Origin of the sequence: Tepidibacillus sp. HK-1 (assembly GCF_001748485.2) — a bacterium.
GTDB classification, from domain to species: Bacteria; Bacillota; Bacilli; order Tepidibacillales; family Tepidibacillaceae; genus Tepidibacillus_B; species Tepidibacillus_B infernus.
Genome location: NZ_BDGM02000011.1, coordinates 1 through 23,099, shown reverse-complemented (window position 1 = coordinate 23,099; position 23,099 = coordinate 1). Strand labels below are relative to the sequence as shown.

Annotated in this window: 23 protein-coding genes, 4 tRNA genes and 1 rRNA gene; all 28 read left to right on the top strand. The window is 35.7% G+C overall.

Annotation, left to right across the window (positions count from 1 at the left end; translation table 11 throughout):
• The first annotated feature begins 2 nt into the window (after positions 1 to 2).
• The gene (gene yabP / locus BEN26_RS07135) at positions 3 to 290 is read left to right on the top strand and encodes a sporulation protein YabP (protein WP_068727079.1); all 288 of its coding nucleotides are present in this window, start codon (positions 3 to 5) and stop codon (positions 288 to 290) included.
• Positions 287 to 805: a spore cortex biosynthesis protein YabQ gene (gene yabQ, locus BEN26_RS07130; RefSeq protein ID WP_069797919.1), complete on the top strand. Its 519-nt coding sequence runs from the start codon at positions 287 to 289 to the stop codon at positions 803 to 805. The genes yabP and yabQ overlap by 4 nt, the downstream gene beginning before the upstream one ends.
• Before the next feature lie 27 nt (positions 806 to 832).
• Positions 833 to 1,135, top strand: coding sequence for an FtsB family cell division protein (locus BEN26_RS07125; RefSeq protein ID WP_069797921.1), 303 nt, complete (start codon positions 833 to 835; stop codon positions 1,133 to 1,135).
• A gap of 92 nt (positions 1,136 to 1,227) precedes the next feature.
• On the top strand, positions 1,228 to 1,635 hold the full coding sequence (locus BEN26_RS07120; protein ID WP_068727085.1) for a S1 domain-containing RNA-binding protein: 408 nt from the start codon (positions 1,228 to 1,230) through the stop codon (positions 1,633 to 1,635).
• 154 nt (positions 1,636 to 1,789) lie between these two features.
• A tRNA-Met gene (locus BEN26_RS07115) sits at positions 1,790 to 1,865 on the top strand.
• 121 nt (positions 1,866 to 1,986) lie between these two features.
• Positions 1,987 to 2,063: transfer RNA gene (locus BEN26_RS07110), tRNA-Met, on the top strand.
• Positions 2,064 to 2,067: 4 nt separating this feature from the next.
• Positions 2,068 to 2,142 (top strand) — tRNA-Glu (locus BEN26_RS07105).
• Positions 2,143 to 2,248: 106 nt separating this feature from the next.
• Positions 2,249 to 2,324 (top strand) — tRNA-Val (locus BEN26_RS07100).
• A gap of 320 nt (positions 2,325 to 2,644) precedes the next feature.
• Positions 2,645 to 5,137 (top strand): stage II sporulation protein E, encoded by a 2,493-nt coding sequence (gene spoIIE, locus BEN26_RS07095; protein ID WP_069797923.1) that lies wholly within the window; start codon positions 2,645 to 2,647, stop codon positions 5,135 to 5,137.
• A gap of 78 nt (positions 5,138 to 5,215) precedes the next feature.
• Positions 5,216 to 5,932 (top strand): vWA domain-containing protein, encoded by a 717-nt coding sequence (locus BEN26_RS07090; protein WP_069797925.1) that lies wholly within the window; start codon positions 5,216 to 5,218, stop codon positions 5,930 to 5,932.
• Positions 5,916 to 6,839, top strand: coding sequence for a protein kinase domain-containing protein (locus tag BEN26_RS07085; protein ID WP_069797927.1), 924 nt, complete (start codon positions 5,916 to 5,918; stop codon positions 6,837 to 6,839). The genes BEN26_RS07090 and BEN26_RS07085 overlap by 17 nt, the downstream gene beginning before the upstream one ends.
• 39 nt (positions 6,840 to 6,878) lie before the next feature.
• Entirely contained in the window at positions 6,879 to 7,613 is a 735-nt protein-coding gene (locus tag BEN26_RS07080; protein ID WP_069797958.1) for a threonine/serine exporter family protein, read from the top strand.
• Positions 7,614 to 7,635: 22 nt separating this feature from the next.
• On the top strand, positions 7,636 to 8,085 hold the full coding sequence (locus tag BEN26_RS07075) for a threonine/serine exporter family protein (protein WP_068727097.1): 450 nt from the start codon (positions 7,636 to 7,638) through the stop codon (positions 8,083 to 8,085).
• Positions 8,063 to 9,442, top strand: a complete 1,380-nt coding sequence (gene tilS, locus BEN26_RS07070) for a tRNA lysidine(34) synthetase TilS (RefSeq protein WP_069797929.1) — start codon at positions 8,063 to 8,065, stop codon at positions 9,440 to 9,442. The genes BEN26_RS07075 and tilS overlap by 23 nt, the downstream gene beginning before the upstream one ends.
• A gap of 83 nt (positions 9,443 to 9,525) precedes the next feature.
• Positions 9,526 to 10,065 (top strand): hypoxanthine phosphoribosyltransferase, encoded by a 540-nt coding sequence (gene hpt, locus BEN26_RS07065; protein ID WP_068727102.1) that lies wholly within the window; start codon positions 9,526 to 9,528, stop codon positions 10,063 to 10,065.
• Between the two features lie 69 nt (positions 10,066 to 10,134).
• On the top strand, positions 10,135 to 12,072 hold the full coding sequence (gene ftsH / locus BEN26_RS07060; protein ID WP_069797931.1) for an ATP-dependent zinc metalloprotease FtsH: 1,938 nt from the start codon (positions 10,135 to 10,137) through the stop codon (positions 12,070 to 12,072).
• A 347-nt stretch (positions 12,073 to 12,419) separates the two neighbouring features.
• On the top strand, positions 12,420 to 14,054 hold the full coding sequence (locus BEN26_RS07055) for a formate--tetrahydrofolate ligase (protein ID WP_069797960.1): 1,635 nt from the start codon (positions 12,420 to 12,422) through the stop codon (positions 14,052 to 14,054).
• Positions 14,055 to 14,204: 150 nt separating this feature from the next.
• Positions 14,205 to 14,969: a type III pantothenate kinase gene (locus BEN26_RS07050; protein ID WP_069797933.1), complete on the top strand. Its 765-nt coding sequence runs from the start codon at positions 14,205 to 14,207 to the stop codon at positions 14,967 to 14,969.
• Positions 14,970 to 14,980: 11 nt separating this feature from the next.
• Positions 14,981 to 15,850 (top strand): Hsp33 family molecular chaperone HslO, encoded by an 870-nt coding sequence (hslO, locus tag BEN26_RS07045; protein WP_069797936.1) that lies wholly within the window; start codon positions 14,981 to 14,983, stop codon positions 15,848 to 15,850.
• Positions 15,851 to 15,891: 41 nt separating this feature from the next.
• A complete protein-coding gene (folP, locus tag BEN26_RS07040; RefSeq protein ID WP_255421871.1) occupies positions 15,892 to 17,118 on the top strand; it encodes a dihydropteroate synthase in 1,227 nt (408 codons plus the stop codon).
• A complete protein-coding gene (folB, locus tag BEN26_RS07035) occupies positions 17,099 to 17,461 on the top strand; it encodes a dihydroneopterin aldolase (protein ID WP_069797938.1) in 363 nt (120 codons plus the stop codon). The genes folP and folB overlap by 20 nt, the downstream gene beginning before the upstream one ends.
• The gene (folK, locus tag BEN26_RS07030) at positions 17,458 to 17,949 is read left to right on the top strand and encodes a 2-amino-4-hydroxy-6-hydroxymethyldihydropteridine diphosphokinase (RefSeq protein ID WP_069797939.1); all 492 of its coding nucleotides are present in this window, start codon (positions 17,458 to 17,460) and stop codon (positions 17,947 to 17,949) included. The genes folB and folK overlap by 4 nt, the downstream gene beginning before the upstream one ends.
• Positions 17,933 to 18,136, top strand: a complete 204-nt coding sequence (locus BEN26_RS07025; protein WP_069797941.1) for a helix-turn-helix domain-containing protein — start codon at positions 17,933 to 17,935, stop codon at positions 18,134 to 18,136. Before folK ends, BEN26_RS07025 begins: the two co-directional genes overlap by 17 nt.
• A gap of 26 nt (positions 18,137 to 18,162) precedes the next feature.
• Entirely contained in the window at positions 18,163 to 19,149 is a 987-nt protein-coding gene (gene dusB, locus BEN26_RS07020; RefSeq protein WP_069797943.1) for a tRNA dihydrouridine synthase DusB, read from the top strand.
• 238 nt (positions 19,150 to 19,387) lie between these two features.
• Positions 19,388 to 19,864, top strand: coding sequence for a transcription elongation factor GreA (greA, locus tag BEN26_RS07015; RefSeq protein ID WP_068727121.1), 477 nt, complete (start codon positions 19,388 to 19,390; stop codon positions 19,862 to 19,864).
• Positions 19,865 to 19,891: 27 nt separating this feature from the next.
• Entirely contained in the window at positions 19,892 to 21,394 is a 1,503-nt protein-coding gene (gene lysS, locus BEN26_RS07010) for a lysine--tRNA ligase (protein ID WP_068727124.1), read from the top strand.
• A gap of 237 nt (positions 21,395 to 21,631) precedes the next feature.
• Positions 21,632 to 22,399, top strand: coding sequence for a TerC family protein (locus BEN26_RS07005; RefSeq protein WP_069797946.1), 768 nt, complete (start codon positions 21,632 to 21,634; stop codon positions 22,397 to 22,399).
• Positions 22,400 to 22,774: 375 nt separating this feature from the next.
• Positions 22,775 to 23,099, top strand: a 16S ribosomal RNA gene (locus BEN26_RS07000); the annotation flags it as partial.

The following is a 23,099-nucleotide window of genomic DNA, read 5'->3' as shown; positions in this document are numbered from 1 at the left end:
AAATGGAGGATAGATCAAGAAAAGGGCTTAAACATGAAGTGATGGTTGTAGATAGAGAAGTCATGCAAGTTACAGGTGTAAAGGATGTAGAGAGCTTCGATAGTGAAGAGTTTTTATTAAATACGGAATTCGGATACTTGCATATTCGTGGGCAAAATTTACATATTAAAAATCTAAATTTAGAACAGGGATTTGTTGCAATTGAAGGTTTAGTCTATGAGATGGGATATTTAAACGATGGATACTCTTCGGAGAAGGCTAAAGGATTCTTTGGCAAGTTGTTTAAGTGACACTAAACGAGCAATTTATCACAACAATTTTAATGATAGGTAGTGGATTTTTTGTTGGAATGATCTTTGATAGCTATCGGGAGCTAAAAAAGGAAATAGATCTACCTCAGTGGATCGTCTTTATTTTTGATGTAAGTTTTGGTGTTTTTTCTGCTCTTTTCATCTTTCGTTTGTTATTATGGAGTAATGATGGACAACTTCGTTTATCAATATTATTAACATTTATAATCGGTTTATGGTTCTATTATATTACAATAAGTAAGATCATTTTAAAATTTTGGAGTAAGTTGTATCATCTAATCAAAACCATATGGGTCTTGGTGATTCATGCAATCAATATTCTTGTGATTAAACCAGTCATTTTAATTTATAAGTTGTTTATTTCAATACTTACCTTTCTTTTTGCAATGTTTATACCTATCTTGAAGTTTATACAAAAGTTTTCAACTAGAGTTAAGCAAAAAGCAGGATTTTCCTCCTTTTTGAAGAAACTATTTACGCGTAAGAAGAATTAGCCTAATTTTTAATGGAGGATAACTGTCATGTCAAAAAAAAATCAAATCAATCATGCGAGTAGAAAAAGAATACATGCAATTATTCTTCTTTTAATGACTTTTATAGTTTGGGCGGGGTTTACCGGCTACAATCAGTGGATAGATATTAAAGAAAAAAAAGCTAAACTAGTGGAATTGCAGAAACAAGAGCAACAAGTGGCTGAAACCAAAAGGGAATTAGAAAAGAAAGTAATGCTTTTGCAAAACAAGGAATACATAGCAGAGATGGCACGAAAATATTACTTTTTATCTAAGCCTGGAGAGTTTATTATTATTACCCCTGAGGAATAGATTGGTAAACGATCATTATTGACATGTTTTCTGAGCATCAGTTATAATCTCATTAGTCTATTCTTTATTCTTTAAGGAGGAAGTTTTAATACATGTCAATTGAAATAGGCAGCAAAGTTAAAGGGAAAGTAACAGGAATTACCCATTTCGGTGCGTTTATTGAGCTGCCAAGTGGTGAAACCGGTTTAATTCATATTTCCGAAATTGCTGATAGTTATGTAAAGGATGTAAATGAATTTTTAAAAGTAAATGACATGATTACGGTTAAGGTGATTAATGTCGAAAAGGATGGAAAGATCGGCCTTTCTTTAAAGAAAGCACAGGAAAAACCAGTAGAACATACACCGAAAGAAAGACCACAAAAATCTACACGTCGTCAATCAAATGAAAGTTTTGATGACAAGTTGAACAAGTTCTTAAAAGATAGTGAAGAACGACTTTCTACATTACGCAAAAGCACCGATTCTAAACGAGGGGGTCGTGGCGCCCGTCGCGGTTAAATCATATATGTGGTATTATACTTTGTGGCTATTTGGTCACAAAGTATAATTATTTCCTGCCAGTGATAATGATTCCCTTCATAAAAAAGTATGTTTTTGAAAAAGACAGTTGACTTCCTTTTCAAAGTTATTATATAATAAATATTGTGACTGACGCGGGGTGGAGCAGTTGGTAGCTCGTCGGGCTCATAACCCGAAGGTCGCAGGTTCAAGTCCTGTCCCCGCAACCAATTAAACCATTTGTACTACGTCGATTGGCATCCTTGATCAAATGAAATCGGAGTGCCTGTGGTACAACCAATTAAACCATTTGTACTACGTTGATCCATAATAGGATCATTTATTATATATGGCGGTGTAGCTCAGCTGGCTAGAGCGTACGGTTCATACCCGTGAGGTCGGGGGTTCGATTCCCTCCGCCGCTACCATACTGGCCCGTTGGTCAAGTGGTTAAGACACCGCCCTTTCACGGCGGTAACAGGGGTTCGAATCCCCTACGGGTCACCACAAGAAGAAGACAGAGGTAAGAGATCAGAGGTCAGAGAGAAAGAAAGGACTTCGAAGAAAAACATTCAATCTGACATCCGACTTCCGGCATCTGAAATCTGTATTTGGACGATTAGCTCAGCTGGGAGAGCACCTGCCTTACAAGCAGGGGGTCGGCGGTTCGATCCCGTCATCGTCCACCATTTTAATACTTACATAAAACACGCTTAGGCGTGTTTTTTTTTTTTAAAGATTAAGAAAGTATAACTTTCTTCCATTTCCATCTTATGCTTTTATGAAAAAATATTTTAGGAAGTTTTGTCGGAAATGGTACCTATTCTAAGTAAATCGACAGATATTTGCGGGAGCATTTGTTCTTAAACCCCTTAAGTTTGTATAAACCCTTGTCGGTTAGGTAGATTTTGTCGTAATTTTTTTAAAAGCTGTCTCCTTGTTTTGACAAATTTTGTTTACCTTTCTGTTTATAATAAATGACACAATAGGAAATCGGGTGGTGTCATTTATGTTTAAAAAATTTATTTTAAAGAATGGTTTATTGGTTCAATCAGGGACAGTTTCTACGTATTTAAATCAAATAGGCGATCTGTTGCACCAAAAAGTAATGGGTTTTTTTTATCTCCTTTTTAAAAGATGGGAATTCGGTTATTTGGTAATGGGTTTTTTATTAGGTAGAGCGGTTATTCTGAATGATATGTCTCCCTTTGCTATTCCTTTCTTCGCTTTAATGTATCATTTGAAAAAAGAGAAGTTATTATATATTAGTTTAGCCATCTTATTTGGTACAAATCTTACAGATAGCCGTCATTCAGCTATTATCTTTTCGGGTATGGTGATCTATTTCTTTGTTCAAAAATGGTTAGTTACAAAAAACAAAGCAGACTTATCCTATGCTCCATTTCTCGTTTCACTCTCTATGGCCATTCCCCAAGGGACAAACCTTTTTTATCAACAAGTTAATGAAATCTATCCTTGGGTAATGGCTGGGATCGAAACAGCCTTAGGGTTTATCTTAACCTTAATCTTCGCCCAATCTTTGCCTATTCTTATCTACCAAAAGGATCAAGTCTCTTTAAATCAAGAAGAGATTATTGGGTTAATTATTCTTTTAGCTTCGACGATGACTGGAACTGTAGGTTGGACTATTCAGGATTATTCCATTGAGCATATCATCTCTCGCTATCTGATTTTAATATTTGCTTTTGTTGGTGGTGGTGCGATTGGTTCATCTGTTGGTGTTGTTACCGGATTGATCTTAAGTTTGTCTAACACAAATGCTGTTTATCAAATTAGTTTGTTAGCTTTTTCAGGACTTTTAGCAGGTTTATTAAAACAAGCAAATAAATTAGGTGTTGCATTCGGTTTAGTGATCGGTACAACGATTTTATCCATTTATTTAGGAGACCAAAACGAGATTTGGATTTCTTTTGCTGAATCAATGATTGCTTTAGTTTTCTTTGTTTTAACCCCTAAGTCATTGATCAAGCAAATCGCCACATTTATTCCTGGTACAAGTGAATACCATCTTCATTATCAAGAGTATGTTTCAAAAATAAGATCAGTTACTTCAGGGAAGATCGATCAGTTTGCAAATATGTTTACCCAATTAGCAAATAGTTTTAAAGAAATCTCAGCCCCTACGAGGATTGATCAAAGTGAACAAATTGACCACTTTATGAGCCAGGTGGCGGAAAAACATTGTCAAACTTGTTGGAAAAGAAATAAATGTTGGAATGAGGAATTTTTTAAAACTTATCGAATCATGACGGAATTGATGACAATCATCGAAACGAAAGGAAAAATAACGAAAAAGAATATTCCCAGTGAGTGGGCCGACCATTGTGTAAAATCGGATCAAACCTCTTTTCATTTAATGGATGTTTATGACAGTTATAGTGACCATTTATATTGGAAAAATCAATTAGAAGAAAGTAGACAATTAGTCGCCCATCAATTATACGGTGTCTCTCAAGTGATGAAAGATTTAGCTCAAGAAATACAAAAAGACGGTAAAGATTTGGGTATACAGGAACAACAAATCCATCAAGCCTTAGAAAGGTTAGGTCTGTCTGTACGCCAAGTAAATATTATTCGACTAGAGGAGGGTAATGTCGAAATAGAAGTGACTCAACCAAATTGTAATGGAAGGGATGAGTGTATCAAGATTGTTGCTCCATTAATTTCAGAGGTGCTCAATGAAAATATCATCGTAAATAACAAGGAATGTCAATTCAAGAAAGACGGCTCATGTAAAATGTGTTTACGATCTGCAAAAACCTATGAAGTAGATACAGGATATGCAGGAGCAGCAAAAGGAGGAAAATGGTTATCTGGTGATAGTTTTAGTACAATCGAGGTTAGCAACGGGAAATATGCTGTTGCTTTAAGTGATGGCATGGGAAATGGTGAGCGTGCTCGAACAGAAAGTAAAGCGACTTTGGAGTTGTTAAAACAGTTATTACAATCAGGAATTGAAGAAACGATTGCAATAAAGACGATTAACTCTGTATTACTATTACGTTCTCAAGAGGAAATTTTCTCGACTGTTGACTTGGCAATTGTGGACTTATTTAATGCAAAAACCAAGTTTCTTAAGGTCGGATCGACGCCTAGTTTTATTAAACGCAGTGATGAGGTCATCATGATATCTGCTAATAATTTACCAGTAGGCATTATCCAAGACATTGACATTGAGAGTATCGAAGTAGCACTTCAACCTGGGGATTTATTGATTATGATGACAGACGGCATCTATGACTCACCAAAACGAACGGCAAATAAGGAGTTATGGATGAAAAGAATGATACAGGAAATTGAATCCGATCTTCCGCAGGAATTTGCCGACTTATTGTTAGAAAAGGTAGTTCGATATTTGCAAGGGGAAATTAGAGATGATATGACTGTGGTTGTCTCCAAAATTGACAAGTATCAACCAGAATGGGCAACAATAAAAATTCCTGGACTGTCCAAAATTGAAAGGGAAAGAATAGTTAATTAGAAAACATTGTGTTTTAAGCGATTACGTATAACTGCTCCCCTTTGTGGAAATGAATGGTATTAAACAGGGGGGAGCAAAATGAATGAAACTTTAGTTTTCAATCAAATTACTTTAATTACAGATGGTTGTTCGAACCAAGGCTATTCACCGATTGAAGCTGCCAGACAAGCTTATCAAAAGGGAATTATTATAAATGTGATAGGGATCACTGATGGAGGTCAAATTGGAAAACAAGGTATTCTTGAAATTGAAGGGATTGCAAAGGCCGGAGGCGGACTGAGCCAGATCGTTCCTGTAGAAAGGGTAAAGAAAACAGTTCAATTTGTTACTAGACAAGCAATGAACAAAACAATTACCCAAGTTGTTAACGCACAACTCGTACAAATTTTAGGGGAGAAAGATTTAGTTGAAATCTCCCCTAATCAAAGGTTAAAGGTTGCAAATATGATGGATGAAATGGCAGAACATAGTCATCTTAAGGTTTTATTATTAATTGACCAAAGTGCAAGTATGCTAAAAAAAATGGAAAAGGTACAAGAAGCAATCGTTGACTTCCAATTAAGTTTATTGTCTAGAGCTGGGGAGAGCTCAATTTCGATTGTTATCTTTCCAGGCAATCCTGATCTCCTTAATATTAAAATTCCTTGGACGAAAGATATTAAGAAGGTAGATACCATATTACATCAAATGGTACCACAGGGAAATACACCTACTGGATCAGCTATTTTAAAAAGCATTGATCTATTTTATCAATCAAAACATAAACAAGGGTTGCTTGATGAATATGTTGTTTAATCGTTCCCATAAAGAAACTTTTCGTTCAGGTAAGGTGATTAAGGGTAAATGGAATGGTAGACAGTATATTGTGAGGCGGTCACTTGGCTCAGGGGAAAATGGCACGGTTTATTTGGTTCAATCATCTGGAAAACTATATGCTTTAAAAATAAGTCCTATCTCAATTGATCTCGGTTATGAAATTACAGTGATACAGCGTCTTAGTGAAACCCAAGGTCCAAGCCTTGGGTTTTCCGTATTTGACATTGATGATTTTATTGATGATGATGAACATTATTCTTTTTATGTAATGCCTTATGTACAGGGTATCTCTATTAAATATTTCTTTTATGGAAAAAGTGAGAAGGATTATTTAAAAATATTTATAAAAATGCTTAAATTATTAGAAGTGATTCATAAAGAAGGGTGGGCATTTGGCGATTTAAAACCTGAGCATTTTTTAATTGATCCTGACTTAGGAAAACTCTCAATGATTGACTTTGGAGGTGTAACAAAGTTTGGTGAAGGAATTAGGCAGTACACAGAAATATATGATAGGGGAAGCTGGGGGGCAGGGACTAGAAAGGCTGACCCACATTACGATTTATTTTCTATCGTCATGATTTTATTACAACTTACTTTAGGTGAACAGAAATTTTATCAAATTTATCGATCACATCGTAGTTTTCATGAACTTTATGATATAATACCTAATATTCATGCTTTGAAAAATTTGTCACCTATTTTAATAAAAATTCTAAATGGAACTTATACATCAGCAGGTTTAGCAATTGAAGAATGTTTAAAATTCTTAGGAGGCTCTAAGAATACCACTACTAAGAAACCATGGAATTGGATTGAATGGCTATTTACTTCATCGATCATCTTTTTTATTCTTATGTTTGGACGATTGATTTACTTGTGGTAAGGGGGAAGCCCTTTTGTGAAAGAAAATGTAGCTGATATTATGGAAGTCTGTTTATTAGCTGGAAAAATCATGTTATCAAGTGGCGCGGAAACTTATCGTGTTGAGGATACGATGAATCGCATTGCAAAAGCCTACTCTGTTTATGAAACAAATAGTTATGTGACGCCTACGGGTATATTTCTAACCATTCAAGGTAGAAATAAAGAAGATGTCCAAACTAAATTTATGCGTATTTCTGAACGTTTAATTGATTTAAATAAAGTTGCTTTGGTCAATGATATTTCACGTAAGATCAGCTCAGGAATCATGTCGATTGACTTAGCATACGAAAAATTGTTAGAAGTTGAAAAGGAGGAGCCACTTTATCCATTTTGGCTTCAAATATTGGCCGCTTCAGTTGCGAGTGCTTTTTTTTCGTTAATGTTTGGAGGAGGTTGGCAAGATGTAACTCCAGCATTATTTGCAGGCGGTATTGGTTTCATCCTTTTTATTTATATTCATCGTATAGTACAAGTTAAATTTTTTGCAGAGATCTTAGCTGCTTTCATCATTGGAGCAATCGCTTATCTTTTTTATTATTTTGGGATGGATATTCATTTAGATAAAGTGATTATCGGATCGATTATGCCATTAGTACCAGGAGTGCTTATAACAAACGCAGTTAGAGATCTTATGGCTGGCGATTTAGTATCTGGTTTGGCGCGCGGGGCAGAGGCCTTTTTTACAGCCTTTGCGATCGGAGCTGGAATTGCAGTATTTATTGCAATGATTTAGTGGATTAGGGTATGGTGTGAACATGAATTTTGAAACATTTTATACAAGTTTTTTTGCAACGATGGCCTTTGGTATTATTTTTAACGTTCCTAAGAGGTCAATGATTAGTGGTGGAATCATTGGAATGTTAGGATGGGCTCTTTATATTTGGCTAACAGGACAATATCATTTTGATATGGTTTTTGCTACCTTGATCGCTGCATTTTTTGTTGCTACAGTAAGTCAATTATTGGCAAGGTATCACAAGATGCCAGTAACTGTGTTTAGTGTTTCGGGAATTATTCCTTTAGTACCAGGTGGATTAGCTTATGATACTATGCGCCATTTTGTAGAAAATGATTATTCAATCGCAATTAAATATGCAACAAAGACATTGTTGATATCGGGAGCAATTGCCTTTGGACTTATTTTTTCAGGGGTTATTTCTCAAATCTTAAGAAGGAATGACAATGCAAATGTTAAGGAAGATTAAACAAACAATTGAGGCTTATCAAATGATAGAAACTGAGAAACCTATCATTATCGGTTTATCTGGAGGACCAGATTCTATGGTTCTATTAGATGCCCTCTCTAAAATCACTTCTAATCCTTTGGTTGCAGTTCATCTTAATCATCAATTAAGGGGAAAGGAATCTGATGATGATGCTCAATTTGTTTTGGAACAGTGCAAGAAAAGAAACATTCCTATTGAAATAAGCACAGTGAATATCGCTGATTATATGAAAGAAACGGGTTTGGGAACTGAAGAAGCTGGTAGAGAAAAAAGATATCAATTCTATTATGAAGTAGCACAAAAACGGAACGCAGATATGATTGCCTTAGGGCATCACTTGAATGATCAAGCGGAAACAGTATTGATGAGAATCATTAGAGGGACAGGCGTTCACGGGCTTGGAGGAATTCCTTATGTTCGTGTATGGAAAGGCTTAAAGATTATACGGCCACTATTAGATATAACAAGGCAAGAAATTGAAAATTATAGTCATACTTTTGCTATTCCCTATAGAATAGATAAGAGTAATTTTTCTACAAATTATTTTCGGAATCAAATCAGACTAGAAATCATTCCTTACTTAAAAAAATATAATCAACAAATCAATAATCATTTACATCATTTAGGGAAAATTACTCAAGATGAAGATAAATATGTACAAAAGTTAGCAGAAGAAGTTTTGGAAAAATGTATCATTGAGAAGAATACTCATTCATATACTTTAAATACTATTTTATTACAAAAATTGGAGATTGCTTTACAAAGAAGATTGATTCATCTAATATTAAGTTATCTGATTTTATCAGAAGAATTTGGTTATAAGCATATTGAAGATATTCTTTATCTCATTAGACAGAAAGAACCTTCCAAGTCTTTAGATTTGCCTGGGATACGCGTTTATCGAAACTATGATCAGATCGTTTTCACCACCCAAATGGTAAAAACAGACACTCCATCTTTTTATATCGAGATGGAAGTTCCAGGGGAGGCTACATTATCTTTCATTGGAAAGCGTTTTAAAACGATTCTTTCTGATCGGTTTTTAGAGCTTGAAGGAATATGGGCAGTATTTGATTATGAAAAATTAAATAGCAAAGAACCTATCATCATTCGTTCTCGGATGCCTGGGGATCGAATGACGGTATTTGGAATGCAAGGAACAAAAAAAGTAAAGGATCTTTTTATTGATGAAAAGGTCCCAAAATCTAGTCGTGATTTACAACCAATTATAGAAATTGATCGCGAGATCATTTGGATTCCCGGTGTAAAACGTTCTAATATCGCTTTAATTTCTGAACAAACAAAGAAGTTTTTATATATCATCATGACAACATGACTGATTATATATACATAATATAAACAATGTTAAATACCATAAGGTATTATAAATGATCACCAAATTTTTATAGGAGGATGGATATGGAAAATGACATCAAAGAAATACTAATCACAAAAGAAGAAATTGAGCAAAAGGTCAGTGAATTAGGATCTATTTTAAGTAAAGAATATGAAGGAAAGACCCCATTGATGGTTTGTGTGCTCAAAGGGGCGACGCTATTTATGTCGGATCTAGTCAGACATATGAATATTCATGTAGAAATGGATTTTATGGCTGTCTCAAGTTATGGAGCTTCTACTGAATCTTCTGGTGTGGTACGTATTTTGAAGGATTTGGATACAACAATTGAAGGAAGAGATATTATTATCGTTGAAGATATCATTGATAGTGGTCTTACATTAAGTTATTTGGTTGATCTTTTTAACAGAAGAAACATCAACTCAATAAAAATCGTTACTTTATTAGATAAACCGCATAGAAGAAAGGTCTCATTAACCCCGGATTTAAGTGGGTTTGTTATCCCTGATGAATTTGTGGTAGGTTATGGTTTAGATTATAATGAAAGGTACCGTAATTTTCCATATATTGGCGTACTTAAACCAGAAGTGTACTCCCGTTAAGTATGTCTATTGTGGGGACTTTTTCTTTTATGATAAAATAATGAAAGTGTTCATGAGAGGAGGTAAGAGATGAACCGCTTTGTAAGAAATACCGGATTTTATTTACTAATTTTCTTACTGACAGTTGGAATTGTTAGTTTTTTTACAAAACCTGGTACAACAACAGAGCAAATCAGTTATACCCAATTTAAAACTGAATTAGCTGAAGGCAAATATAGCGAGATTACTGCTCGTCCAGATGGAATCACTTACCGAATAGAAGGTGTGTATAAAGCCGGTGCAGATAGTAAAAAGCAGTTTTATACAAATGCACCCTTTAGTGAAGGATTTTTAGCAGATCTTACCAATGCCCCTGTTGATAAATTGACCTTTTTAGAGCCTAAAAGAGATTCGATTTGGATTACTTTTCTAACATCGATTATTCCTTTAGTTCTTATCTTTCTTCTTTTCTTTTTCTTACTAAATCAGGTGCAAGGCGGCGGTAGCAAAGTTATGAACTTTGGTAAAAGCCGAGCCCGTTTATACAATGAAGAGAAGAAAAAAGTTACCTTTAAAGATGTAGCTGGCGCTGATGAGGAAAAACAAGAACTTGTTGAAGTGGTTGAGTTTTTGCAAGATCCGCGTAAATTTGCTTCATTAGGCGCAAGAATTCCAAAAGGAGTTTTACTTGTTGGGCCACCAGGAACAGGGAAGACGCTATTAGCCAGGGCTGTAGCAGGTGAAGCAGGTGTACCTTTCTTTAGTATTAGTGGTTCTGACTTTGTGGAAATGTTCGTCGGTGTAGGTGCATCTCGTGTACGTGACTTATTCGAGAATGCAAAGAAAAACTCTCCATGTATTATTTTTATTGACGAAATTGATGCCGTTGGTCGTCAACGTGGTGCTGGTTTAGGCGGTGGGCATGATGAAAGGGAACAAACATTAAACCAGTTGCTTGTAGAAATGGATGGATTTGGGGCTAATGAGGGAATTATAATCGTCGCGGCAACAAACCGACCAGATATATTGGATCCTGCCTTATTAAGACCAGGGCGTTTTGATAGACAAATTACTGTTGATCGACCTGATGTTAAAGGTCGCGAGGAAATATTAAAAGTTCATGCTAGGAATAAACCATTAGCTGATGATATTAAGTTAGATGTGATTGCTCGAAGAACTCCAGGGTTTACAGGTGCTGATTTAGAAAACCTTCTTAATGAAGCAGCTCTATTAGCAGCTAGGAAAAATCTTAAAGCAATTACAATGCTTGAAATAGATGAGGCCATTGACCGCGTAATCGCTGGTCCGGAGAAAAAGAGCAGATTGATTAGTGAAAAAGAGAAGAAAATCGTTGCTTACCACGAGGCTGGTCATACCATTGTTGGATATCATCTTGAGCACGCTGATCAGGTACACAAAGTAACTGTGGTACCAAGAGGAAGTGCTGGGGGATATACGGTGATGTTACCTAAAGAAGATCGTTATTTCATGACCAAACCTGAACTACTTGATAAAATTACCGGGTTGTTAGGGGGTCGAGTAGCTGAGGAGATTGTGCTTGGAGAAGTAAGTACCGGAGCTCATAATGACTTTGAACGGGCAACAAGTATTGCACGTAGAATGGTAACAGAATTTGGTATGAGTGAAAAGTTAGGCCCGATGCAGTTTGGGCATGGCCAAGGTCAAGTATTTCTAGGCAGAGATTTTAATCGCGAGCAGAATTATAGTGATAAAGTGGCATATGAAATCGATCTTGAAATTAGAAGATTTATTGAGGAAAGTTATCAACGTTGTAAACAAGTTCTTGAAGAGCATAGAGATGAACTTGAACTAGTTGCACAGACATTGATGGTGAAAGAAACCTTAGATGCTGATCAAATTAAACAATTAATTGAAAACGGAAAGCTTGATGATGAAGATATAGATCATCAAGTAAAGGTTCAAATTCAGCACAAAGAAAACCGTTCTGATCAAGAACTAAACTTTAAAGACGAAATGACGATCGATCAAGATAAAAAAGAAGAATAAAGCTTAACTATAAAAAGGAGCCATTTTGCTCCTTTTTTTGAAGATTAAGAAAGTATAACTTTCTTCCATTTGTTATTTAAGGGTTTGTATATACCATAAGCTGCGACCTTCAGAAGTGCCCTTCTCTCCGTAATCTTTATTCATAGAAGGGCACGGATGACGGAGCGCGATGGAATATACAAACCTTTTTTACCAAATGATTGAGCTTTTTAAAAATGTTATATATGATACAATTATGGAATGGTGTTTAATATTAAGGGAAACGAATAAATTTTGATCCAAGGGGGATTTTGTAAGTGAATGAAAAACCAATTCTAACAGATATTGAAATCGCCCAAAAGGCAGAAATGAAGCCTATTTTTGAAATAGCAAAAGAAATAGGTATCTTAGAAGATGAAATTGAATTATATGGGAAGTACAAAGCCAAAATTTCTCTAGATTTATTAAATCGCTTACATAACAAAAAAGATGGGAAATTAGTTTTAGTTACTGCCATAAGTCCTACACCTGCTGGAGAGGGAAAATCGACAGTAACGGTTGGCCTAGGGCAAGCTTTTAATAAAATTGGTAAAAAGGCTATTATTGCGTTAAGAGAGCCATCTTTAGGTCCAAGTATGGGGATTAAAGGCGGGGCTGCTGGAGGTGGTTACTCACAAGTCGTTCCGATGGAAGATATTAACCTTCACTTTACTGGGGATATACACGCAATTACAACGGCACATAATGCATTATCTGCGATCATCGATAATCATATTCAACAAGGGAATGAATTACAAATTGACCCAAGAAGAATCATTTGGAAACGGGTTCTTGATTTAAATGATCGTGCTTTAAGGCAGATAGTGATTGGATTAGGTGGTCCAATCCAAGGAATGCCAAGACAAGATGGATTTGATATTACTGTTGCCTCTGAGGTAATGGCAATCCTTTGTTTATCTAGTGGGTTAAAGGATCTCAAAGAAAGACTGAGCAAGATTGTGGTGGCCTATACCTTTGATAAAAAACCAGTTACTGTGGCAGACTTAGGGGCACAAGGGGCAATGGCACTACTATTAAAAGATGCAATTAAACCAAACCTCGTTCAAACATTGGAAAACACTCCTGCTTTTGTACATGGTGGTCCCTTTGCGAATATTGCTCATGGGACAAATAGTATATTGGCAACAAAAATGGCATTAAAACTTGCAGATTACACGATTACTGAAGCTGGATTTGGAGCAGACTTGGGCGCAGAGAAATTCTTTCATATTGCTTCAAGATATGGAGAATATAAACCAAGTGCTGTTGTGATTGTGGTAACAGTTAGAGCATTAAAAATGCATGGAGGAGTAGCAAAAAGTGATTTGAAAATAGAAAATGTTGAAGCTTTAAAAAGAGGTTTCGAAAATCTTCAAAAACATATGGAGACGATTCAAGCCTTCGATTTACCTTATGTCGTTGCCATTAATCAGTTTCCAACTGATACAGAAAATGAATTACAGGAATTAAAAAAACTGGTTGAAGGAGAAGGAGTTCTAGTTGCTATTTCAGAAGTATGGGCAAAAGGTGGAGAAGGTGGAATAGAATTAGCTGAAAAATTGATTGAGGTTATAGAAAAAAATGGGAAAGAGCATCAGGAATTGTATCATGTTGAAGATCCTATTGAGGTAAAAATCGAATCTATTGCTAAAAAAGTGTATGGAGCTGATGGTATCGAATTTACTAGCTCAGCCAGAAAACAAATTGAACAATTTAAAGAAAATGGTTGGGATAAATTGCCTATTTGTATGGCAAAAACCCAATATTCTTTATCAGATGATCCTTCAATGTTAGGTAGACCAACAGGATTTAAAATTACTATTAGGGAATTAAAGCCTTCTTTAGGGGCAGGTTTCATCGTTGCCTTAACAGGAGATATCATGACAATGCCTGGACTTCCTAAAAAACCGGCTGCTTTAAATATGGATATTGATGAAAATGGAAAAATTACAGGATTATTTTAAAGGCTAATTTTTGATGGATTATTCATAAAGTAATGTAGCTAAGGGGTTGTACTTTAAACAACCTCTATTTTTTTATTTTTAATTGATAATCATATGTACCGTTGGTAAGATTAAAAGATAGTAAATTTACATAGAAAAGGTGAACGTCAAATGATCCTAGTGGTCGACGTAGGGAATACAAATATAGTTTTGGGTGTTTATCAAGAGGAAAATTTATTACATCATTGGCGAGTAGCTACCGATCGTAGTAAAACAGAGGATGAATACGGAATGTTGATCAAACAATTATTTCAGCATGATCATCTTCTTTTTTCAGATATACATGGTGTTATTATTTCATCTGTAGTACCACCACTAATGTTTGCATTAGAAAAAATGGTAAAGAAGTATTTTAGACTAACACCTATTATTGTTGGCCCTGGAATTAAAACTGGGATTAAAATTCAAATAGAAAACCCAGCAGAGGTAGGTGCAGATCGTATCGTTAATTCGGTAGCTGCTATTGAAATTTATGGAACCCCTTTAGTGGTCATTGATTTTGGCACAGCAACAACCTTTGACTATATTGATGAAAATGGGGTTTACCAGGGAGGGGCAATTGCTCCAGGTATAGGAATCTCTACAGAAGCTCTTTATCAAAGAGCAGCAAAATTACCAAGAATTGAATTAGTCAAGCCTAAAGAGATTGTTGGGAAAAATACAATAACAGCGATGCAATCTGGAATTATTTATGGATTTGTTGGACAAGTTGATGCCATTGTAGAACGTATGATTAAACAAAGTCCTAAAAAACCAAGAATCGTAGCAACTGGCGGGTTGGCTGGCTTAATTGCTACGGAATCAAAGACGATAGAAATTGTAAATTCATTATTAACCTTAGAAGGATTAAGAATGATATATAACAGGAATATCTAAGGAGCGATATTATGAATGATTATTTAGTAAAGGCATTAGCCTTTGACGGGAAAGTAAGAGCTTATGCGATAAAATCAACTGAATTGGTTTCTAAACTACAACAAAGTCATGATACATGGCCAACAGCAAGCGCTGCCTTAGGAAGAGCAGCAACGATAGGGGCTATGATGGGAGCGATGTTAAAAGGAGATGAGAAGTTAACCATTTTGATAAAAGGGGATGGACCTATTGGGCAGATAGTTGTTGATGCGAACGCAAAAGGTGAAGTGCGTGGTTATGTGACAAATCCTGTTGTAGATCTACCCGCTAATGAATTAGGTAAATTAGATGTTGCAAGTGCAGTTGGTGAAGGGTATTTATATGTGATTAAAGACCTTGGATTAAAAGAACCTTATCGTGGAAGTGTTCCCCTTATTTCTGGAGAGTTGGGAGAGGATTTCACTTATTACTTTGCTTATTCAGAACAAACCCCCTCTTCTGTTGCTGCAGGGGTCTTAGTAAATCCTGATTACAGTATTCGTGCTGCAGGAGGGTTCATTGTTCAAATTATGCCAGGATTAGAGGAAAATGATATATCGATGATTGAAGCATCAATTCAAAATATATCATCCGTAACAAGCTTGATCGATCAAGGAATGTCACCAGAACAAATTTTACAAACAATCTTTGCAGAAAAAGTAGAGTTTCTTGAAAGCATGAATATTCAGTTTAAATGTTCATGTTCCCATAACAGAATAGAACAGATGCTTATTAGTTTAGGCAAAGAGGAAATTAAGGATATGATTGAAAAGGAAAATGGTGCAGAAGTTGTTTGCCAGTTTTGTAATACTAAATATTATTTTAATAAGGAAGATTTGTTGCAAATTATAAGTACTCTTTAAAGCTTATTTCACCCATAAAAATAAATGAGGAAGTGAAATTAGTGAAATATAATACTCATATGATTAAAATCAATAATAGAGAACAATTGCTTGAAGAAATGAGAAAACTTGGCGCTGATGAACCAGGTATACGTTTGATGGCTCCTAAAGCTGAAACAATCCTAATTAAAATTCAAAATCTATCCTTAAAGGCAGCAAATCTGATAAAACAAGAAATGTTGTCTAAAGGAGGAGATGCTGTTTTACATAAAGATGTATCGATGCTAACCAAAGAGACATCCGATGTGCTTCTAATAGGGACACGAAGACAATATTGGGAGATCATACGAAAATTAAAGGTTCAACCCTTTGGTTTAAAACAAGTAGGAAGAGAAATAGAATCTGTATTATATAGCGAAGATGTATCTAATAGGGAACGCACCCTTCACAGTAAAGGAATCGATTTAACTATAGGAAGGCATACTTTAGTCATGGGGATCCTTAATGTTACACCTGATTCCTTTTCTGATGGGGGGAAATACAATCAACTAGCTATTGCATTAAAACATGCAAAAAAAATGATAGCTGATGGAGCCGATATCATTGATGTTGGAGGTGAATCGACTCGTCCTGGTCATCAAGAAGTTTCCGTTGAAGAAGAACTGGAACGGGTTATTCCAGTGATTCGAGCATTAGCTAAAGAGATTAAAGTACCTATTTCTGTTGATACGTATAAAGCTGAAGTCGCACAACAAGCCATTGAAGCAGGTGCCCATATTATTAATGATGTCTGGGGGTTTAAGAAAGACCCAAATATGGCTAAGGTTGTAGCAGAATATCAGGTCCCAGTCATCTTAATGCACAACCGAATGAATATGGAGTATGATTCTTTAATGGATGATATCATTGCAGACTTACGAGAGAGTATTCAGATAGCAATCACTGCTGGTGTTAAGGCCGATCAAATCATTTTAGATCCTGGTATAGGATTTGCCAAAACGTACCAAGATAATTTACTAGTCATGAATCGATTAGATGAAATTGTAGCTTTGGGTTATCCTGTTTTGTTAGGAACTTCTAGAAAGTCAATCATAGGGAATACGCTTCATTTACCTGTTGATGAAAGATTAGAGGGAACCGCAGCTACAGTAGCCATGGGGATCGTAAAAGGATGTAAAATCATGAGAGTGCATGATGTAAAAGAAATGAAAAGGGTTTGCAAAATGATGGATGCGATGATTTATATGGAAGGCAATAGTAGGTGGAGAAATGGACAAAATTATATTTGATAAGATGCAATTTTATGCATATCATGGAGTGTTTGAAGAAGAAAAAAAACTGGGTCAAAAATTTGAAGTAGATTTAGAAATGTACCTTGATTTAAAAAAAGCTGGGGAAACTGATTGTATTGAGGATACTGTAAACTATGCACAGGTTTATGAGGTCGTAAAACAACTGATCATGGGGAAACAACGCAAACTTCTTGAAGCTCTTGCTGAACATACTGCCAAGGAACTACTTAATACTTTTCCATTACATGAAGTGGTGGTAAGAGTTCGAAAGATTCAACCGCCTATTCCCGGCCATCTGGAAAGTGTGACTGTTGAAATCAGAAGAGGGATTGAAAGATGAGGGGTGTTTATTTAGGTTTGGGCTCAAATATGGGAGATCGATATCAATACTTAAGGTATGCAATAGATCAATTAAACCAAAATCCTAATGTTAAGGTGATAGAAGAGTCCTCGATTTATGAGACAGAACCTTTTGGTTATAAAGAACAACCAGATTTTTTAAATATAGTTATAGAAGTTGAAACCAATCTGCAGCCAAAGGAGTTATTAGAATATATTCAAACAGTAGAACAGAATTTAGGTAGAACAAGGGAAATCCATTGGGGACCACGAACAATTGATATTGATATTCTATTATTTGGTGATAAGATAATTAACGATAAAGACCTAATTGTCCCACATCCTTATCTAACCAAGCGATTATTTGTTTTAATTCCTTTATCAGAAATCTATGATCAAGGTATACCCGGTTACCATATCACAATACAAGAAATGATCAAGAAGTTAGATCAAAAAGAAAGGTTGGAAAAGTATGAAAGGTATCAATAAACGAATTCGGGCCTTTCGTAAATTAAAAGGACTAACTCAACAAGATTTAGCAGATGAAATAGGGGTATCTGTAGCTGTGTTAGGATCAGTTGAAAGAGGGAACAGAGATCCTGATTTAATATTGCTTGAAAAAATTTGTTTAGCATTGCAAATAGATATGGATGAACTTCTTAAAGATGAAGTATGAAATTCAAAAATCATCTGGAGGTAGGCATGAAGATAGGGAATGTCCAGCTAGAAAACAACGTAGTATTGGCACCTATGGCAGGGGTAAGCAATTATGCCTTTCGCTTGATTGCAAGAGAATTTGGAACAGGACTTGTAACGGCAGAAATGGTAAGTGATAAAGCAATTTTACAGAAAAACGAAAGATCCTTAAAAATGTTAGAAGTAGGAGAAGATGAGAAACCACTAAGCCTTCAAATTTTTGGCGGGGATAAAAGTAGTCTTGTAGAAGCAGCAAAGATTGTTGATCAATATACAAATGCGGATATTATTGATATCAATATGGGATGCCCTGTACCTAAAATAACCAGAAACGATGCTGGAGCCAAATTGTTATTACACCCTCCTAAGATTGAGGATATGGTTGAAGCAGTTGTCAAAGAGGTAAAAAAACCTGTAACGGTAAAAATGAGAACAGGTTGGGACAGTGGGCATGTCTATGCGGTTGAAAATGCAAAGGCGATAGAAAGTGCAGGTGCAAGTGCGTTAGCCGTACATGGACGGACTAGAGAACAGATGTATAGCGGTAAAGCAGACTGGGATATCATCCGCCAGGTAAAAGAAGCTGTAAATATACCCGTAATCGGGAATGGGGATATATTTTCACCTGAAGATGCAAAAAGAATGATTGATCTAACGGGAGTAGATGGTGTAATGATTGGACGGGCAGCACTTGGGAACCCTTGGATCTTATACCGAACCGTTAAATACTTAACAGAAGGAAAGCTTTTACCTGAACCTTCTGCAAAGGAAAAGATAGATGTGGCTCTTTTGCATATGGATCGTTTAATACAGTTAAAGGGTGAAAATATAGGGGTAAAAGAAATGAGGAAGCATGCAGGATGGTATTTAAAAAACCTTCCTGGTGCAGCTAAAGTAAGAGAAATCATCAATGAAATAGATACAAAGGAAGAGATGAAGCGAGTATTGTTAGAATATGTAGAAAGTATCGAAGAGAATATGATTATTTCCTGAGTTCCACCTTTTTTCTGTAAATGGTTGACAATTGGTAACGATTGCAATATAATACCATTCAGACTAATTCAAAAACTTGAATGAACCTTGGTTCAAAAGCTTCTTAGTTCCGATTAAAGGAAGAAGCTTTTTGTTCTATATAAAATCAATCGCAAAGTAATTACATCTATTAGATTGTATATTTTATTGAAAAAAAACATATAATCGTATGGAAATCTTTCACAAAGGGGAATTATAAATGGCTGATAAAGAAGTAATATTAACGCCTTCCGGGTTGAAGAAATTAGAGGAAGAGCTAGAACACTTAAAAACGGTAAAACGCAGAGAAGTTGCAGAAAGAATTAAGATTGCAATTGGTTATGGTGACATTAGTGAAAACTCTGAATATGAAGATGCTAAAAATGAACAAGCTTTTATTGAAGGTAGAATTATTACATTAGAAAAAATGTTAAGAAACGCAAGGATTATCAATGATGATGATGTGAACACAGATGTGGTAAGCATAGGTTCAACTGTTAAGTTGAAGGACTTAGAGTTTAATGATATTGTTGAATATACGATTGTGGGATCAGCAGAATCTGACCCTACTGCAAATATGATTTCAAATGAATCTCCAGTTGGGAAAGCATTGCTAGGTAAGCAAAAAGGTGCTATTGTTGATGTAAATGTACCAGCAGGTGTCATTCAATATGAAATTCTAGATATAAAAAAATAATGAGTGAAGAAGTAGGAGTTGGTGAATATGAGCCAAGAGGTAGTTGAATTAAATGAACTGCTTCTTGTGCGTCGTCAAAAATTAGCCGAATTAAAGGAACTAGGTTTTGATCCTTTTGGCTATAAATTCGAAAGAACGCACACAGCACAAGAAATTTTAAATGAATTGAATCACTTAAGCAAAGAAGAAATTGAAATGAAGAATCTTCACGTTAAAATTGCTGGAAGAATTATGACAAAACGCCTACAAGGAAAGGCAGGCTTTGCTCATATTCAGGATTTAAGTGGTAAAATTCAAATTTATATCCGAATGGATCAAGTTACCGAACAGGAATTTAAAGCTTTTGAAATTTTAGATTTAGGCGATATCATTGGTATCGAAGGGAATGTTTTTAAAACAAATAAAGGAGAAACAAGTGTTAAAGTGCATCAATTACATATCCTTACAAAATCCCTATACCCTTTACCAGATAAATTTCACGGCTTAAAAGATGTAGAATTGAGATATCGCCAACGTTATGTTGATTTAATCATGAACCCTGAAGTAAAGCAAACTTTTGTAATAAGAAGTAAGGTTATCAAAGCATTAAGAAATTATTTGGATAAATTGGGCTATATTGAAGTAGAAACACCAACAATGCATGCCATTGCTGGAGGAGCTGCTGCCAGACCTTTTATCACCCATCATAATGCTTTAGATATGCAGTTATATATGAGGATTGCTATTGAGTTGCATTTAAAACGTCTTATCGTGGGTGGAATGGAGAAGGTTTACGAGATTGGACGTGTATTCCGTAATGAGGGTATCTCTACTAGGCACAATCCCGAGTTTACGATGCTTGAATTATATGAGGCTTATGGCGATTTTAAAACAATTATGGATTTAACTGAAAATGCGATTGCCTATGTTGCAAAGGAAGTATTAGGTACCACTAAAATTACTTATCAAGAACAAGAAATCAATCTAGATCCACCATGGGAAAGAATTTCAATGATTGATGCGATAAAGAAATATGTAGGTGTTGATCTTAGTCGGCATATGTCTGATGACGAGGCACGTGAACTAGCCAAACAATATCACGTTCAAGTTGAGCCCCATATGACTTATGGTCATATTGTTAATGAATTCTTTGAACAATTAGTAGAAGAAAAATTAGTCCAACCTACATTTGTATATGGTCATCCTGTAGAAATTTCTCCATTAGCAAAAAAAAATGAACAGGATCCTCGTTTTACAGACCGATTTGAATTGTTTATTGTGAGTCGTGAGCATGCAAATGCATTTACGGAATTAAATGATCCAATTGATCAAAGAGAACGTTTTGAGGCACAGTTAAAAGAACGGGAACAAGGAAATGAAGAGGCTCACGAAATGGATGAGGATTTTATTCATGCTTTAGAAATTGGAATGCCTCCTACAGGTGGCCTTGGGATTGGAATTGACCGATTAGTGATGCTACTAACTGATCAACCATCTATTCGTGATGTGCTTCTTTTCCCTCTCATGCGCGATAGAAGTCAAGAAGTTTAGAATGGTAAATAAAATAGATTGGCTTTTTTATCAATTCATGATATGATCTTCATAAATATTCAAATACACTTCTTTAAGGGGAGTAGCTTTTACAATAAAGTCGTCATTACAGGCTTAGCCTCGGCTTTATTGGCAAGTCTTTGTTAGCGAGACCTTTACCTAATTTTTTTGGGGTAAAGGTCTTTTGTATTTTTTAAGCCTAATTGATAAACGATAAAAAAAAGGAGGAAACAAAGAATGGATCTAGGAATATTAGCAGAATATGGGTGGACGTTGTTGGTATTGGTTGGACTTGAAGGATTACTAGCTGCTGACAATGCATTAGTGATGGCAGTCATGGTAAAACACTTACCAGAAAAAGAGAGAAAAAAGGCTTTATTTTATGGTTTGGCAGGTGCGTTTATCTTTCGCTTTGGTTCTTTGTTCATTATTTCGTATCTTATCGACGTTTGGCAGGTTCAGGCCATAGGAGCCATTTATTTAATTTATTTAGGTTTAAATCACGTCATCAAACAAAAACTTACGAAACATGAGAGTAGAAAAGACAACAAAGGAAATGGGGGCTCAAATTTTTGGATGACAGTCCTAAAAGTGGAGCTAGCCGATATCGCATTTGCAGTTGATTCTATACTTGCAGCTGTTGCGTTGGCGGTAACTTTACCACTGACAAATCTCCCTAATATAGGTGGGATGCATGGAGGGCACTTTATTGTTGTTCTATTAGGTGGTATTATTGGATTAATCTTGATCCGATTTGCAGCTAATAAATTTGTAGATTTGCTTCATAAAAGGCCTGGCCTAGAAACTGCAGCATATCTTGTTGTTGCTTGGGTAGGTGTGAAGTTAGCAGTCTATACCTTATCACATCCACAAGTAGCAATAATTGCTGAAGGATTTGCAGAAAGTAAAGCTTGGAAACTTACTTTTTGGATTGTACTTCTTACTATTTTGGTTAGTGGATGGTTTTTGTCCAAACCAAAAATACAAGAAAGTTTATCAGAGTAGTCTGGTTGAAAGCCCTCTAATAACATCATTATATTAGGGGGTTTCATAGGAATTGAACCAAATGCAATATATAGGGAAAATATAATTGACATAGTAACAAGGTATATATTATTATATTCTTTGCTGACTTATAATGATTTAGCAGTATTTAAAAATTAAAAAAGATATTGACTAATAGACAATATTTATGATAAAATAAATTTCGTTGTTGAAATTGCTCTTTGAAAACTGAACAGTGTAAAAGCCAAGCGTACCACAGAAATGTGGACCTAATCAATTTATTAGAGTTAAGGATAACTTTTTATGCCCTTGTGATGATGCTCATGTAGCTGAATCACAGGACTAGAAACTCTAAATGCTAAAACATTAAAAGTTTCTATGGAGAGTTTGATCCTGGCTCAGGACGAACGCTGGCGGCGTGCCTAATACATGCAAGTCGAATGACGGGTGTCAGATATCAGAGGCCAGAGGTCAGAGTGAATGACCTCTCGAGGAAGTAAAACGGATTTGAAAGTAAACATCGTAGTATTGCTTTCATCCGGCTTCCGGTTTCCGATATCTGACATCTGGAATGGCGGACGGGTGAGTAACACGTGGGCAACCTGCCTGTAAGACTGGGATAACCCCGGGAAACCGGAGCTAATACCAGATAAGAGAACATCTCGCATGAGATGAACTAGAAAGGTGGCGCAAGCTACCA

What these genes read in the sequence shown, in the direction of transcription:
- greA (WP_068727121.1), top strand. Translation starts at nt 19,388, where the DNA reads ATGGCTGATAAAGAAGTAATATTAACGCCTTCCGGGTTGAAGAAATTA.
- lysS (WP_068727124.1), top strand. Translation starts at nt 19,892, where the DNA reads ATGAGCCAAGAGGTAGTTGAATTAAATGAACTGCTTCTTGTGCGTCGT.
- folK (WP_069797939.1), top strand. Translation starts at nt 17,458, where the DNA reads ATGAGGGGTGTTTATTTAGGTTTGGGCTCAAATATGGGAGATCGATAT.
- BEN26_RS07125 (WP_069797921.1), top strand. Translation starts at nt 833, where the DNA reads ATGTCAAAAAAAAATCAAATCAATCATGCGAGTAGAAAAAGAATACAT.
- ftsH (WP_069797931.1), top strand. Translation starts at nt 10,135, where the DNA reads ATGAACCGCTTTGTAAGAAATACCGGATTTTATTTACTAATTTTCTTA.
- spoIIE (WP_069797923.1), top strand. Translation starts at nt 2,645, where the DNA reads ATGTTTAAAAAATTTATTTTAAAGAATGGTTTATTGGTTCAATCAGGG.
- BEN26_RS07120 (WP_068727085.1), top strand. Translation starts at nt 1,228, where the DNA reads ATGTCAATTGAAATAGGCAGCAAAGTTAAAGGGAAAGTAACAGGAATT.
- tilS (WP_069797929.1), top strand. Translation starts at nt 8,063, where the DNA reads ATGCAAATGTTAAGGAAGATTAAACAAACAATTGAGGCTTATCAAATG.
- BEN26_RS07055 (WP_069797960.1), top strand. Translation starts at nt 12,420, where the DNA reads ATGAAGCCTATTTTTGAAATAGCAAAAGAAATAGGTATCTTAGAAGAT.
- yabP (WP_068727079.1), top strand. Translation starts at nt 3, where the DNA reads ATGGAGGATAGATCAAGAAAAGGGCTTAAACATGAAGTGATGGTTGTA.
- BEN26_RS07090 (WP_069797925.1), top strand. Translation starts at nt 5,216, where the DNA reads ATGAATGAAACTTTAGTTTTCAATCAAATTACTTTAATTACAGATGGT.
- hslO (WP_069797936.1), top strand. Translation starts at nt 14,981, where the DNA reads ATGAATGATTATTTAGTAAAGGCATTAGCCTTTGACGGGAAAGTAAGA.
- BEN26_RS07075 (WP_068727097.1), top strand. Translation starts at nt 7,636, where the DNA reads ATGAATTTTGAAACATTTTATACAAGTTTTTTTGCAACGATGGCCTTT.
- BEN26_RS07050 (WP_069797933.1), top strand. Translation starts at nt 14,205, where the DNA reads ATGATCCTAGTGGTCGACGTAGGGAATACAAATATAGTTTTGGGTGTT.
- folB (WP_069797938.1), top strand. Translation starts at nt 17,099, where the DNA reads ATGGACAAAATTATATTTGATAAGATGCAATTTTATGCATATCATGGA.
- BEN26_RS07025 (WP_069797941.1), top strand. Translation starts at nt 17,933, where the DNA reads ATGAAAGGTATCAATAAACGAATTCGGGCCTTTCGTAAATTAAAAGGA.
- dusB (WP_069797943.1), top strand. Translation starts at nt 18,163, where the DNA reads ATGAAGATAGGGAATGTCCAGCTAGAAAACAACGTAGTATTGGCACCT.
- BEN26_RS07080 (WP_069797958.1), top strand. Translation starts at nt 6,879, where the DNA reads ATGGAAGTCTGTTTATTAGCTGGAAAAATCATGTTATCAAGTGGCGCG.
- BEN26_RS07085 (WP_069797927.1), top strand. Translation starts at nt 5,916, where the DNA reads ATGAATATGTTGTTTAATCGTTCCCATAAAGAAACTTTTCGTTCAGGT.
- hpt (WP_068727102.1), top strand. Translation starts at nt 9,526, where the DNA reads ATGGAAAATGACATCAAAGAAATACTAATCACAAAAGAAGAAATTGAG.
- BEN26_RS07005 (WP_069797946.1), top strand. Translation starts at nt 21,632, where the DNA reads ATGGATCTAGGAATATTAGCAGAATATGGGTGGACGTTGTTGGTATTG.